Origin of the sequence: Pseudomonas lactucae, assembly GCF_036688725.1 — a bacterium.
In the GTDB taxonomy this organism is placed as follows: domain Bacteria; phylum Pseudomonadota; class Gammaproteobacteria; order Pseudomonadales; family Pseudomonadaceae; genus Aquipseudomonas; species Aquipseudomonas lactucae.
This window is the reverse complement of record NZ_JAQQPT010000020.1, coordinates 23,513-36,149: the sequence shown is the minus strand read 5'-3', so window position 1 is coordinate 36,149 and position 12,637 is coordinate 23,513. Positions and strand designations below refer to the sequence as shown.

Annotated in this window: 15 protein-coding genes; 9 read left to right on the top strand and 6 right to left on the bottom strand. The window is 61.0% G+C overall.

What is annotated here, in order from left to right; genetic code table 11:
- The first annotated feature begins 175 nt into the window (after nucleotides 1–175).
- Nucleotides 176–967 carry a crotonase/enoyl-CoA hydratase family protein gene (locus V6M90_RS22025; RefSeq protein ID WP_141063746.1) on the top strand — a complete coding sequence of 264 codons (792 nt, stop codon included), beginning with the start codon at nucleotides 176–178 and terminating at the stop codon, nucleotides 965–967.
- Between the two features lie 55 nt (nucleotides 968–1,022).
- On the opposite strand, the gene V6M90_RS22020 is transcribed toward V6M90_RS22025, so the two are convergent.
- On the bottom strand, nucleotides 1,023–1,778 hold the full coding sequence (locus V6M90_RS22020; protein ID WP_003172733.1) for a spermidine synthase: 756 nt from the start codon (nucleotides 1,776–1,778) through the stop codon (nucleotides 1,023–1,025).
- Between the two features lie 123 nt (nucleotides 1,779–1,901).
- Between V6M90_RS22020 and V6M90_RS22015 the strand changes: the two genes are divergently transcribed.
- The gene (locus V6M90_RS22015; protein WP_078823766.1) at nucleotides 1,902–3,248 is read left to right on the top strand and encodes a class II 3-deoxy-7-phosphoheptulonate synthase; all 1,347 of its coding nucleotides are present in this window, start codon (nucleotides 1,902–1,904) and stop codon (nucleotides 3,246–3,248) included.
- Nucleotides 3,249–3,344: 96 nt separating this feature from the next.
- On the opposite strand, the gene V6M90_RS22010 is transcribed toward V6M90_RS22015, so the two are convergent.
- Together V6M90_RS22010 and V6M90_RS22005 are read right to left on the bottom strand one after the other, a co-directional pair.
- Nucleotides 3,345–4,571 carry a winged helix-turn-helix domain-containing protein gene (locus V6M90_RS22010; RefSeq protein ID WP_003172731.1) on the bottom strand — a complete coding sequence of 409 codons (1,227 nt, stop codon included), beginning with the start codon at nucleotides 4,569–4,571 and terminating at the stop codon, nucleotides 3,345–3,347.
- A 45-nt stretch (nucleotides 4,572–4,616) separates the two neighbouring features.
- Nucleotides 4,617–4,823, bottom strand: coding sequence for a DUF1127 domain-containing protein (locus V6M90_RS22005; RefSeq protein ID WP_042944384.1), 207 nt, complete (start codon nucleotides 4,821–4,823; stop codon nucleotides 4,617–4,619).
- Between the two features lie 70 nt (nucleotides 4,824–4,893).
- Here V6M90_RS22005 and V6M90_RS22000 point away from each other — a divergent pair, with 70 nt between their 5' ends.
- The gene (locus V6M90_RS22000; protein WP_003172729.1) at nucleotides 4,894–5,775 is read left to right on the top strand and encodes a LysR family transcriptional regulator; all 882 of its coding nucleotides are present in this window, start codon (nucleotides 4,894–4,896) and stop codon (nucleotides 5,773–5,775) included.
- On the opposite strand, the gene V6M90_RS21995 is transcribed toward V6M90_RS22000, so the two are convergent.
- Nucleotides 5,765–6,514, bottom strand: a complete 750-nt coding sequence (locus tag V6M90_RS21995; protein ID WP_003172728.1) for a sulfite exporter TauE/SafE family protein — start codon at nucleotides 6,512–6,514, stop codon at nucleotides 5,765–5,767. The two genes, V6M90_RS22000 and V6M90_RS21995, sit on opposite strands and share 11 nt — an antisense overlap.
- A 109-nt stretch (nucleotides 6,515–6,623) precedes the next feature.
- Here V6M90_RS21995 and V6M90_RS21990 point away from each other — a divergent pair, with 109 nt between their 5' ends.
- The 4 genes from V6M90_RS21990 to V6M90_RS21975 all read left to right on the top strand — a co-directional run bounded on the left by V6M90_RS21990 (nucleotide 6,624) and on the right by V6M90_RS21975 (nucleotide 9,809).
- A complete protein-coding gene (locus V6M90_RS21990; RefSeq protein ID WP_078732311.1) occupies nucleotides 6,624–7,574 on the top strand; it encodes a LysR family transcriptional regulator in 951 nt (316 codons plus the stop codon).
- A gap of 79 nt (nucleotides 7,575–7,653) precedes the next feature.
- Nucleotides 7,654–8,106, top strand: a complete 453-nt coding sequence (locus tag V6M90_RS21985) for a MarR family winged helix-turn-helix transcriptional regulator (RefSeq protein ID WP_003172726.1) — start codon at nucleotides 7,654–7,656, stop codon at nucleotides 8,104–8,106.
- Nucleotides 8,107–8,345: 239 nt separating this feature from the next.
- Nucleotides 8,346–8,765, top strand: a complete 420-nt coding sequence (locus V6M90_RS21980; protein ID WP_003172725.1) for an organic hydroperoxide resistance protein — start codon at nucleotides 8,346–8,348, stop codon at nucleotides 8,763–8,765.
- A 27-nt stretch (nucleotides 8,766–8,792) separates the two neighbouring features.
- The gene (locus V6M90_RS21975; RefSeq protein ID WP_141063748.1) at nucleotides 8,793–9,809 is read left to right on the top strand and encodes an alpha/beta hydrolase fold domain-containing protein; all 1,017 of its coding nucleotides are present in this window, start codon (nucleotides 8,793–8,795) and stop codon (nucleotides 9,807–9,809) included.
- 65 nt (nucleotides 9,810–9,874) lie between these two features.
- Here the strand turns inward: V6M90_RS21975 and V6M90_RS21970 are convergent, their stop codons facing one another.
- Both V6M90_RS21970 and earP read right to left on the bottom strand, forming a co-directional pair.
- A complete protein-coding gene (locus tag V6M90_RS21970; protein WP_003172723.1) occupies nucleotides 9,875–10,447 on the bottom strand; it encodes an elongation factor P in 573 nt (190 codons plus the stop codon).
- Nucleotides 10,448–10,496: 49 nt separating this feature from the next.
- The gene (gene earP, locus V6M90_RS21965; RefSeq protein ID WP_003172722.1) at nucleotides 10,497–11,630 is read right to left on the bottom strand and encodes an elongation factor P maturation arginine rhamnosyltransferase EarP; all 1,134 of its coding nucleotides are present in this window, start codon (nucleotides 11,628–11,630) and stop codon (nucleotides 10,497–10,499) included.
- Nucleotides 11,631–11,762: 132 nt separating this feature from the next.
- On the opposite strand from earP, the gene V6M90_RS21960 reads away from it, so the two are divergent.
- Together V6M90_RS21960 and V6M90_RS21955 are read left to right on the top strand one after the other, a co-directional pair.
- Nucleotides 11,763–12,137 (top strand): hypothetical protein, encoded by a 375-nt coding sequence (locus tag V6M90_RS21960; RefSeq protein WP_305428853.1) that lies wholly within the window; start codon nucleotides 11,763–11,765, stop codon nucleotides 12,135–12,137.
- Nucleotides 12,138–12,149: 12 nt separating this feature from the next.
- Nucleotides 12,150–12,632 (top strand): GreA/GreB family elongation factor, encoded by a 483-nt coding sequence (locus tag V6M90_RS21955; protein ID WP_141063750.1) that lies wholly within the window; start codon nucleotides 12,150–12,152, stop codon nucleotides 12,630–12,632.
- The last annotated feature ends 5 nt before the right edge of the window (nucleotides 12,633–12,637 follow it).

Sequence of the window (12,637 nt, the reverse complement as noted above, 5' to 3'; positions counted from 1 at the left end):
AGCTTTTTTTATCCGAAAGCGCCGATAAACCGTGCTGCGTCAGAGTCTTTGCAGATAATCCCGCCAGGGTCTATTTTTCAGAGGCCCGGCCCTGTTGGTCATAACGCTTAAACGGTTCACCCAACCCTGAAGACCTTTGGTCCGAAACCCTTCCCTGCGCCCGAGGGCACTCCCGATGAATCAAGCCAGCAGCAGCCGTGTCAGCCGTGAACTCCAGGGTCATGTCCTGCTGTTGGGCCTGGACCGGGTGGCCAAGCGCAACGCTTTTGACCTGGGTCTGCTCAACGAGCTGAGCCTGGCCTATGGCGAATTTGATCGAAATGACCAGGCGCGGGTCGCCGTGGTATTTGCCCACGGCGACCACTTCACCGCCGGCCTGGACCTGGCCAATGTCAGCGCCGTGATGGCCGGCGGCTGGCAACCCCCGCTGGGCGGCTGCGATCCGTGGGGCGTATTCGCCGGCCCCCGCGTGAGCAAACCGGTGATCGTCGCCGCCCAGGGTTACTGCTTGACCCTCGGTATCGAGTTGATGCTGGCGGCGGATATCAACCTCTGCGCGAGCAATACGCGCTTTGCGCAAATGGAAGTGCAGCGTGGGATCTTTCCCTTTGGCGGCGCAACATTGCGCTTTCATCAGATCGCCGGTTGGGGCAATGCGATGCGCTGGCTGCTCACCGGCGATGAGTTCGACGCCCATGAAGCCCTGCGCCTGGGGTTGGTGCAGGAAGTGATGGCCAGCGAGGACCTGCTGCCGCGCGCCATCGAACTGGCGAGCCGTATTGCGCGCCAGGCCCCACTGGGCGTGCAGGCTACGTTGATGTCGTCGCGTTTGGCGCGCATGGAAGGCGAGACGGTAGCGGCGGCAGCGTTGCCGCCGATGGTGGATAAATTGTTTAACAGCGAAGATGCCAAGGAAGGGGTGCGGGCGATGATTGAAAAGCGGCCGGGGGTGTTCAAGGGGATTTGAGTTGGCTGTACGGCCGTCATCGGGGGCAAGCCTCCGATGACGCCAGGACAGACGACTAAGTCGCCGGCCGAATCGCCTTGATCAACGCCTGCAACGAATACCCCAAACGCGGCGCCAGCGCCTCGGCGCGGGCCGTGAGCGCGGCACGGTCCAACTCCTGATCCAGCTCCGAAGGCACCAGCAGAATCACATTGCCCTCCTTCACCGGCAGCTCCCAGTAATGCCGGTGGTACAACCCACGCAGCAACGCAGCACCCAAGGGTTTGCCATCGTCGGTGGCCCACTGGTTGATCACCAGCCAGCCGCCGGGGTTGAGTTTTTTCTGGCAGTTTTCCAGGAAAGTCCAGGCCAGGTGCCCGACGCCGGGGCCGACATCGGTATACAGGTCGACAAAAATCAGGTCGGCCGGTTCAGCGGTCTCCAACAACTCCAGAGCGTCGCCGATGCGGATGTACAGCCGCGGATCGTCATCCAACCCCATGAACTCAATGGCCAGGCGCGGCACCTCGGGGCGCAGCTCGATGGCCTCGACGTCTTCCAACGCCAGGAACTTCAGGCAGGCCTGGGTCAGCGTGCCGGCGCCCAAACCGAGGAACAATGCGCTCTCCGGCTGATCGTGGCACAACGCACCGATCAGCATCGCACGGGTGTAGTCGTACTCCAGCCAGCTCGGATCGGCGGTGAACACACAGCTTTGCTCAATGGCGTCGCCAAATTCGAGAAATCGGTAATCGGCCACTTCGAGCACGCGGATCATGCCGAAATCATCATGGACCTCGGCCAGCAGGCGCTCGACACGCTCCTCTGTCATCACTACTCCTAACGGGGCTGCTGCATGCAAAAGCGCAATTGTCGGCCAACCGGCGGCAACAGGTCACGCACTAATTGCTGATAACATTGGCGCCCGACCGTCAATCAGCCAAACGAGTTCATGATGAGCCAACCCTGGAGCCCCGACAGCTGGCGCGCCCTGCCAATCCAGCAACAACCCCAGTACCCGGACGCTGCACACCTGCTGCAGGTGGAACAGAGCCTGGCCAGCTATCCGCCGCTGGTGTTTGCCGGGGAAGCCCGCGAGTTGCGCCGTCAGTTTGCCGAGGTCACCCAGGGTCGCGCCTTCCTGTTGCAGGGCGGCGACTGCGCCGAGAGCTTTGCCGAGTTCTCCGCGGCAAAGATCCGCGACACCTTCAAAGTGCTGCTGCAGATGGCGATTGTCATGACCTTCGCCGCCGGGTGCCCAGTGGTGAAAGTCGGGCGCATGGCCGGCCAGTTCGCCAAGCCGCGCTCGGCCAACGACGAGACCATCGATGGCATCACCCTGCCTGCCTACCGTGGCGATATCGTCAACGGCATCGGCTTTGACGAAAAAAGCCGCGTGCCGGACCCGGACCGCCTGCTGCAGTCCTACCATCAGTCCACCGCCACGCTCAACTTGCTGCGCGCCTTTGCCCAGGGCGGTTTTGCCGATTTACATCAGGTGCACAAGTGGAACCTGGACTTTATCGCCAACTCTGCCCTGGCTGAAAAATACAGCCAGTTGGCCAACCGCATCGATGAAACCCTGGCATTCATGCGTGCCTGCGGCATGGACAGCTCGCCGCAACTGCGCGAAACCAGCTTCTTCACCGCCCACGAAGCGCTGCTGCTCAACTACGAAGAAGCCTTCGTGCGCCGCGACAGCCTGACCAACGATTACTACGACTGCTCGGCCCATATGCTGTGGATCGGCGACCGTACCCGTCAGCTGGACGGCGCTCACGTGGAGTTCCTGCGCGGAGTGAACAACCCGATTGGCGTAAAGGTCGGCCCGAGCATGAACCCGGATGACCTGATCCGTTTGATCGATATCCTCAACCCGGACAACGACCCAGGCCGTCTGAACCTGATCGCGCGAATGGGCGCAGGCAAGGTCGGCGATCATTTACCGGAGCTGATCCGCGCCGTGCAACGCGAAGGCAAACAGGTGCTGTGGAGTTCGGACCCCATGCACGGCAACACCATCAAGGCCAGCAGCGGTTACAAGACACGCGACTTCGCGCAGATCCTGGGGGAAGTGAAGGACTTCTTCCAGGTGCACCAGGCCGAAGGCACCTATGCCGGCGGGATCCATATCGAGATGACCGGGCAGAACGTAACCGAATGCATCGGCGGCGCGCGGCCCATCACCGAAGACGGTTTATCGGACCGCTACCACACCCATTGCGACCCTCGGATGAATGCCGATCAGTCCCTGGAGCTGGCGTTTCTGATTGCCGAGACCTTGAAGCAGGTCAAGCGCTGAGAGACTTGCCGACTGAACTGACTCATCGCAGGCAAGCCCCCTCCCACAAGGAAGCGCATTACAAATGTGGGCGCTGGGCTTGCCCGCGATGAGGCCCTAAAGCCCGATATTGATCATCGCCACCCTTAACCGGGCGGCACTCGGGCTTTGGCAATTGAGCTGGACCTGCTCCAGCCCCAGCCAGGCGGCCATTTGCCGCAAGTTCAGCGCAAGCGCCAATATGCCTTCCTCATCCAACCCCGGTTCTTCTTCGTGTACCGCATGCACCGCCAGGCGTCCGTTGGCGCGCTCGGCACGCAGGTCGATCCGTGCGGCAATGCGCTCGTTATGCAAAAACGGTAGCACGTAGTAGCCGTACACCCGTTTGTGTTGCGGGGTGTAGATCTCCAGCCGATAACGGAAATCAAACAACCGCTCGGTGCGGCTGCGCTCCCAAATCAACGAATCGAATGGCGACAACAAGGCACTGGCCGGCACCTTGCGGGGCACCTTCGGCTCGGGCAGGCAGTAAGCCAGCTGCTTCCAGCCTTGCACCCGACACGCCAGCAAGTGACCGTCTTCGACCAATTCGGCCAAACGGCTGCGGCTGTCGGAGGGGTCCAGGCGGAAATAGTCGCGCAGGTCTTTTTCGGTGCCCACGCCCAGGGCAGTCGCGCTGTGCAGCAGCAGGCCGCGCTGGGCCTCGGCTTCCGTCAGAGGGACGTGTTGAAGGATATCGCCAGGAATGACACGTTCGGGTAAATCGTAAAGCCGTTCGAACCCGCGTCGCCCCGCGACGGTGACCAGGCCAGCAGCGAACAACCATTCCAGCGCGTGCTTCTCCTCACTCCAATCCCACCAGGGCCCGGCGCGCTCTTCGCGTGTCGACAAACTGCCTGCGCCCAGCGCGCCCTGCCGCTCGACGATCGCTAAAACACGTTGAATGGTGGCTTGCTGCTCCCGCCCAAAACGCGCCATCTGCGCATAGATGCCCTGGCCCTGCTGCGCCCGCTGCATGCGCCAACGCATCAACGGATACAACGCCATCGGCAGCAGAGAAGCCTCATGGCCCCAGTATTCAAACAAGGTACGCCGCCGCCCCTGGCTCCAGGCCGCCTGCTCAAGCATCAATGGGGAATAATTGCCCAGTCGCGAAAACAGCGGCAGGTAATGGGATCGCACCACCGCGTTGACCGAGTCGATCTGCAACACACCCAAACGCCCGATCAAACGGTTGAGGTGCGCGGCCTTGATCTGTGCAGGCGTCTGGCGCCCGGAAAAACCCTGGGCCGCCAGCGCCATGCGTCGAGCCTGCTTGAGGGAAAAGGACAGTTCGGCGGGCATGGACATCTCCTTGAGTGCTCGCGTCCTACCCTACTGCATCCCGGACTATTTTCGCAGCGGGTCTTCCCAGAAATGCCGATGATTTTCCTGCTCTACATCGGCCCGGCTCAGGCCGATGTCCTTGAGCGCGTCGTCGTTCATACTCGCCAGCGTCTGGCGCTCGCGGTGCAACGTCTGCCAGCGCATGAGCGTGTGGAACAGCCCGGCAAGTGGCCGTTTCGCCATCAGTACAAAACCTTTTTGACCTTTCATCTTCGCGCCCTCCCTTGGGGATGACGAAAGTGTGTGCCTGGCTCTATGATCAATCCAACGAATGTTTCTTATGCAATACATCTCAGGGATTGATCAATTGTCCAGCTACCCGAGTATCGACACCGAAGTGCTGCGCACCTTCGTCGCCATCGCCGATCAGGGCGGTTTTACCCGCGCCGGCGAACAGGTCAACCGCACGCAATCGGCGGTGAGCATGCAGATGAAGCGTCTGGAAGAAGACGTGCTGCAGCGCAAGTTGTTCGAGCGCGACGGCCGGCAGGTGCGGCTGACGCCCGAAGGCCAGGTGTTGCTCGGGTATGCGCGGCGCATCCTGAAACTGCACAGCGAAGTGTTCAACACCCTCCGAGAGCCGCATATGGTCGGGCTGGTACGCATCGGCACGCCGGATGACTACGTGATGCGCTTTCTTCCTGGGATTCTCAAACGGTTTTCCAAGGCTTATCCGCTGATCCAGATCGAGATGCACTGCGAGTCGTCGCAAGTTTTAATGCAACGCCGGGATTTGGCCTTGACCGTGATCAGCCGCCAGCCCGGCGATGACATTGGAGAACTGTTGCGCACTGAGCGCTTGGTATGGGCAGCGGCGCAGAGTTTCTGCGTGGATGAGCACCAGGTCGTGCCTTTAGCTGTTTCGGGGACCGATTGCTTCGGTACCCAGTGGACGCAAACGGCATTGGAGGCGGCCGGGCTCGACTACCGCCTGGCCTATCACAGCTCCAATTGCGCGGCGATTCAGAGCGTGGTCGGCGCCGGGCTTGCGGTCATGGCCAGCATGGAAAGCCTGGTGACCGAAGACTTGCGGATACTCGGCAGCAACGAAGGTTTTCCGCCCTTGCCTTCGATGAACCTGCGCCTGCTACGCAACCCGGCGATGGCCTCGCCCATCACCGAATGCCTGGCCGAGTACATTCTCGAAGGCTTCAAACTTTGAAGGTGAGCATCACCGCGCAGACCACCAGGAAGCCGCAGAAAAGGCCGCGCAACAGACGCTCCGGCAGCGCATGGGCGACTTTCACGCCCCAGCTGATGCTGAGCAGGCCGCCGACCGCCAGGGGGATGCCGATCATCCAGTCGACTTCGTGGTGCCAGGCGTAGGTCACCAACGTCACACCGGTACTGGGCAGCGCCAGGGCCAGGGACAAGCCTTGGGCGACCACTTGGGTGGTGCCGAAAATACTGGTCAGCACGGGCGTCGCGACCACCGCGCCGCCGACGCCAAACAAACCGCCCATGGAGCCGGACGCGGCGCCCAACACCCCCAGCCAAGGCCAGGAATAGCGCATCTGTGCCGTCGGCGGTGCGTTGCGCGTGAACATGCGCACCAGGTTGTAGGTCGACAGCGCCACCAGAAAGGCAATAAAGCCGATACGCATCGCGCCGGCATCCAGGCCCACCGCCCAGATCGAACCGAGCCAGGCAAAGGTGAAGCCCGTCAGCCCCAGCGGCAATGCATGGCGCAGTTCAATCCGGTTGCGCTGGTGGTAGCGCCACAGGGCCAGCATCACGTTCGGCACCACCATCACCAGCGCCGTGCCCTGGGCGATCTGCTGATCCAGGCCGAACAGCACACCGAGCACCGGGATGGCAATCAGCCCTCCGCCGATACCAAACAGCCCGCCCACCGTGCCCAAGGCCGCGCCCAATACCAGGTACATCGCTAAATCCAACACCACTCATTACTCCACGAACCCATGGCCTTGCATGCTACGCAGTCGGCTCTGGCGCGCAAAGGCACAGCAACGCACAATGGCTGTGCCAATCTTGCATAAGCGCGCCTGCATGAACCCTAATCTCCTGACCGATCAGCTGAGCCTGTTTCTCGATGTACTGGAAACCGGCAGTTTTTCCGCCGCCGCACGCCGCCATCCGTTGACGCCTTCGGCGGTGGCGCGGCGTATCGACAGCCTGGAAAGTTCGGTGGGCAGTCGCCTGTTCCAGCGCAGTACCCATGCGGTGCTGCCGACCCCGGCAGGCCTGGCGTTTGCCGAGCGCGCGCGGCGGATTGTCAGCGAGTTGCAGCTGGCGCGCGCTGAAGCAGTGTCCCTGAGCCATGCACCGGAGGGTCTGATTCGCGTGGACGCGCCGGCGGCGTTTGGTCGGCGGCATCTGGCGCCGGTGATTGCAGACTTTTTGAATGTGTACCCGGGGCTGGATGTGCACCTGCACCTGATCGACAGCTTTGTGGACATGCAGGGCGCGCACCTGGGTAAGGTCGACCTGGTGCTGCGTGCCGGGCACATCGTCGATACCCGGCTGATCGCCACGCCCCTGGCCAGCATCGTGCGCATCGCCTGCGCCAGCCCGGCCTACCTGAAAAGCCGAGGCACACCGACCCACCCGCGCGAATTGAGCGACCATGACGGCTTGGATTGGGATGGCCTGGCGCCGATGTTCGCCTGGCGTTTTGAAATGGACGGACGCCGCGCCACATACCGCCCGCAGCGCATCCGCATGAGCGCCAACAATGCCGAAGCCCTGCTCTGCGGCGCGCTGGCCGGACTGGGTATCGCCCACTTGCCCACTTGGCTGGCCAGCGAGTACCTGGTGCGTGGCGAATTGCTGCCGCTGTTTTGCGAAGACGGTCTGCCCAGTCCGGAAACCACCGGCATCTATGCCCTGCGCCTGGAACAGCAGCCCAATGCACGCAGCCGCTTGCTGCTGGAATACCTGAAATCCCGATTCAGCCCGGTACCGCCATGGGACCTGGCCCTGCAAAGCGGCCTGGTCTGACCATTCGCCAGAATTATCTAGCGCATTAAACATTTGCCCGCTAGATTCCAGGCCAGACACGTTTTTAAAGGCCCCCGCCATGAGCAAGAACCCTGATCCCTGCGAAAACCTGATGCTGGACAACCAACTGTGCTTCGCCCTGCACTCCACCTCGCTGCTGATGACCAAAGTCTACAAGCCCCTGCTGCAAGCCCTCGGCCTGACCTACCCGCAGTACCTGGCCATGATGGTGCTGTGGGAAGAGGACGGTTTGACCGTCGGCGAAATCAGCAGCCGCTTGCTGACCGATCCGGGCTCCCTGACCCCTTTGCTCAAACGCTTAGAGGTTGAAGGCCTGCTCAGCCGCACCCGCAGCCGTGAAGACGAACGCGTGGTCGTGGTGGAATTGACCGACGCCGGCCGCGCCCTGCAGGACAAGGCCATGAACATTCCCCACTGCATCCTCGGCGCCAGCGGGCTGGAGCTGGACCAACTGCGCAGGCTGCAAGCTGAGTTGATTACCCTGCGCAACAACCTGCAAAGCACGCTCTAACAAGCAATAAAGCGCTCAAACATGTAGGAGGGGCTTGCTCCCGATAGCGGTGAGTCAGTGAGCATATCTGTCGCTGATCCACTGCTATCGGGAGCAAGCCCCCTCTCACATTGGTTTAGGGTGTTCAGAAAAAATATTTATAAATTTATCTTGCGCGCTAAACATTAGCGCTATACATTCATCTCACCAACTACTTAGCGCGCAAACATTTAGCGCAAACAACCCAAAAGGAAAACCCTATGCAAACGCTCTATACCGCAGTAGCCACCGCCACCGGCGGCCGTGATGGTCGTGCTGTTTCCAGCGATAACATCCTCGACGTCAAACTTTCCACGCCGAAAGAACTGGGCGGCGCCGGCGGCCAGGCCACCAACCCGGAACAATTGTTCGCCGCCGGTTACTCGGCCTGCTTCATCGGCGCACTGAAATTCGTCGCCAGCCAGACCAAACGCAAAATCCCGGACGACGCCTCGATCACTGCCCACGTTGGCATCGGCCAGATCCCCGGCGGTTTCGGCCTGGATATCGACCTGCACATCAGCCTGCCAGGCCTGGCCCAGGATGAGGCGCAAAGCCTGGTCGACGCCGCTCACCAAGTGTGCCCGTACTCCAACGCCACCCGTGGCAACGTCGATGTGCGCCTGCACGTAGCCGTCTAACCAACTCTGCCAGCCCAGGAGAAGATCATGAACACCTTTGCCAAAGCGCTCACCGGTACCCTGCTCGCCCTGTCCGTCACTCATGCCTTCGCCGCCAGCGGCGATGTTGAACACAACACCCAGGCGTTCCTGGATGCGCTGAACGCTGGCACGGGCAAGCCGATTGAGCAGTTGACGCCTACAGACGCCCGTGCGGTGCTGACTGGCGCCCAGGCCGGTGTGAAGCTGACGCTGCCCAAGGCCGATGTGAGCCAGAAGACCATCCAGGTCGATGGCAAGCCGCTGGACCTGACGATCGTGCGTCCGGCCGGGGTCAAGGGCACATTGCCAGTGTTCATGTTCTTCCACGGCGGCGGCTGGGTGCTTGGGGATTACCCTACGCATGAGCGTCTGGTACGAGATCTGGTGGCGGGTTCAGGGGCGGTGGCGGTGTTCGTCAATTACACACCGTCCCCTGAAGCGCACTACCCGGTGGCGATCAACCAGGCCTACGGCGCAACCAAATGGGTGGCCGAGCATGGCAAAGAGATCAACGTTGATGGCAAGCGCCTGGCGGTCGCGGGCAACAGCGTCGGCGGCAACATGGCGGCCGTGGTCAGTTTGATGGCCAAGGACAAAGGCACACCGGCAATCAAGTTCCAACTGCTGTTGTGGCCGGTGACCGACGCCAACTTCGACACGGGGTCCTACAACCAATACGCCGAAGGGCACTTCCTCACCAGGAACATGATGAAGTGGTTCTGGGACAACTACACCACCGATGCCAAGCAACGCGCCGAGATCTACGCCTCGCCGCTGCGGGCCACCACTGAACAACTCAAGGGCCTGCCGCCCGCGCTGGTGCAGACCGCCGGTGCCGACGTGCTGCGTGATGAGGGTGAAGCCTATGCCCGCCAGCTGGATGCCGCCGGTGTGCCAGTGACCGCGGTGCGCTACAACGGCATGATCCACGACTACGGTTTGCTCAACGTGGTCAGCCAGGTGCCGGCGGTGCGTTCGGCAATGCTGCAAGCGTCGGATGAGCTCAAGCAACACCTGAAGTAAAACCTGCGCTCATAAAAAAACCCGACTCATGGTCGGGTTTTTTGCTTCGTACGGCAGGGCCAGAATTACTTCTTGGCGCGACCTTTGTACGAACCGCCTTCGCGGGTGTCGATCTCGATCAGGTCGTCGATTTCGATGAAATCGGCCACTTGCAGCTCGGTACCGTTGCTCAGCTTGGCTGGCTTCATCACTTTGCCCGAAGTGTCACCGCGAGCGGAACCTTCGGTGTAGGCAACCTTACGCACGATAGTGGTCGGCAGTTCTACGGAAACCAGGCGCTCTTCGAAGAAAATAGCTTCGCAGACATCTTCCATGCCTTCTTCGATGAACGGCAGAACGGCTTCGATGTCTTCAGCGTTCAGTTCGTACATGGTGTAGTCAGTGGTGTCCATGAACGTGTAAGTGTCGCCGCTGATGAAGGACAGGGTCGCTTCTTTGCGGTCGAGGATCACATCGTCCAGTTTGTCGTCGGCGCTGTAGACGATCTCGGTCTTGTAACCGGTCAGCAGGTTCTTCAGCTTGGTCTTCATGATTGCGCTGTTACGACCAGACTTGGTGAACTCAGCTTTCTGAACCAGCCAAGGGTCGTTTTCAAGACGGATCACTGTACCGGGTTTCAGTTCTTTACCAGTTTTCATTGCATATATCCGAAATTTGGATGGGATTTACAAAATTCAAGGTGGCGTATCATATCCAACTTTCATAAAACTGTACCAGCGCCGTCGCAAGATCGGCCTGCAAGCCCTGTTCCAGACACCAGGTTTGGGCGTGCAGACTCACTTCCGGCCAGTGCTCCAGCAGCATTTTCCATGGCTGCGCCATATCATCCTCGGTGTTCCAGGCTTGCCAGAGCGCTACCAGCGCAGCCTTGGCCGCCGGCGACAAAGCCGCGGTGTACAGCGCCAGAAAAGCGTCGAGCTTGTCCAGATGGATGTCTTCGTCCTGGCGATAGATATGCCACAACAATGGCCGCCCGGCCCATTGGGCACGCACGAACGAGTCCTCACCGCGCACGGCATTGAAGTCGCAACACCACAGCAGATGGTCGTACTGCTCCTGACGCACGAATGGCAGCACCTGCACGGTCAGGGCGTCACGTCGGTGCACATCCCCCGCTGTCAGCCCCTCTGCACCGAGCCAACGCTGAACGTCACCGAGGATGCGCCCTTCCGGCACCAACAGATGAGTGGCACGCCCGTCCGTCGCTAATACATCCAGCCAACTGGCGAGCCCGGCGTTTTCGTAGGCAAACAGGGAGAATAATCGCGCACCATCTGCCCGAAATACCCCGAGGCTTTGCAGGAATTGCCGCTGCGCAACCGCATCCTGTTGAAAAGCCTGACGCTGCTCCAGTAATCCCGCTTCACGCAACAGGCCGCCCGTCCCAGGACGAAAACCAGGGAAAAAGAAGTACTTCTGCACGCCCTTGTACTTTACCGATGGCAGCCGATGACAGCCCACTACCCAGTCTTCGGCACTGAGGTAATCCAGGTTCATCCACAGCGGCGCACGCTCGCGTTCGGCCATGGTGTCCATATAGCCAGGCGGCAACTGGCAGGCAAACGCTGCAATCACCACATCCGCAGGCGGCGCACCGGCCCACTCGGCGGGCCAATGACGCACGTCGACGCCCGCCTGCCACTGCTGCGTCACCTGCACATCAATCTCGGGGCACATGCGTTCGAAGGCACGCAGATCATCGACCCACAAACGCACCTCGCATCCTTGCTCCGCCACCAACTGACGGGCCAGGCGCCAGGTCACGCCGATGTCGCCGTAGTTGTCGACGACGCTGCAAAAAATATCCCAGCGGGCTTTCATTCCGGGCTCCAACACTCAAAGGCTCGATTGTCCGCATAAATGCGCGGATGCAGAAGGCTTGATCGCGATTATTCTGCCCTCTGGCTGTGCGACAATCGTCGCCACACCGTCAATGCCTGCCAGGAGGCCATCATGTCCGAACGTCCGTTGTCGCTGTTCAAGCTCAGTGCCGCTGTGGCTTTTGGCTTGTGGCTGGGGTTTATTGCCATTGCGTTGACCGCCTGGCTGGCCTCGCGCTACCTGTTCCCGCAGAGCCTGGCCCCCGTGGCGCAAGCCGTGCAACAGCTAGGCAAGCCGGCCGCGACGTCACCGGCGCCGGAGCCGCCCAACCGCATGTTCGAGCAATACCAACAGAATCTGCAAAAACAGGAACAGCAGCAAACCCTCGACCAGGCGCGCAACAACGCACGTAACTTGTCCAACCCAAAATGCCAGTTCTGGCTGCAACAGGACCAGAACGCGCCGAATGAAAAGAGCCGGGCAAATGTCCTGCAATTCTGCGAATGATCAAGCACAGCCATGAATAAACACGCCGTTCACCAGTTGATTCTGGAAAAGCTCACCGCCGACCTCTGCATCGCCCAGCGCGCCGCGCAGACCGCTTACGAAACCGCGACCCACGAAGAGAACATCGCCGAAAACAAATACGACACTCTGGGGCTGGAGGCTTCCTACCTGGCGGCCGGCCAGGCCAAGCGGGTCGAGGAGATCAAGCAGGCGTTGGCGCTGTGTCAGAACCTGCAACTGCGCGCCTACGATGAGCGGCGCGGGATAGAAATCGGCACGCTCATGGGCCTGGAAGACGAAAACGGTCGCCAGCAGTGGCTGTTCCTGGCACCGGACGCGGCGGGTTTGAAGGTGGACGTGGTCGGGCAACCGGTGACGGTCATCACCCCGCGCTCACCCTTGGGCAAGAGCCTGCTGGGCAAGTGCATCGATGATGAGGTAGAGATTCAGGTGGCGGGCGCCCGGCAACACTTCACGGTCACCGAGGCCCGCTGAGCCAC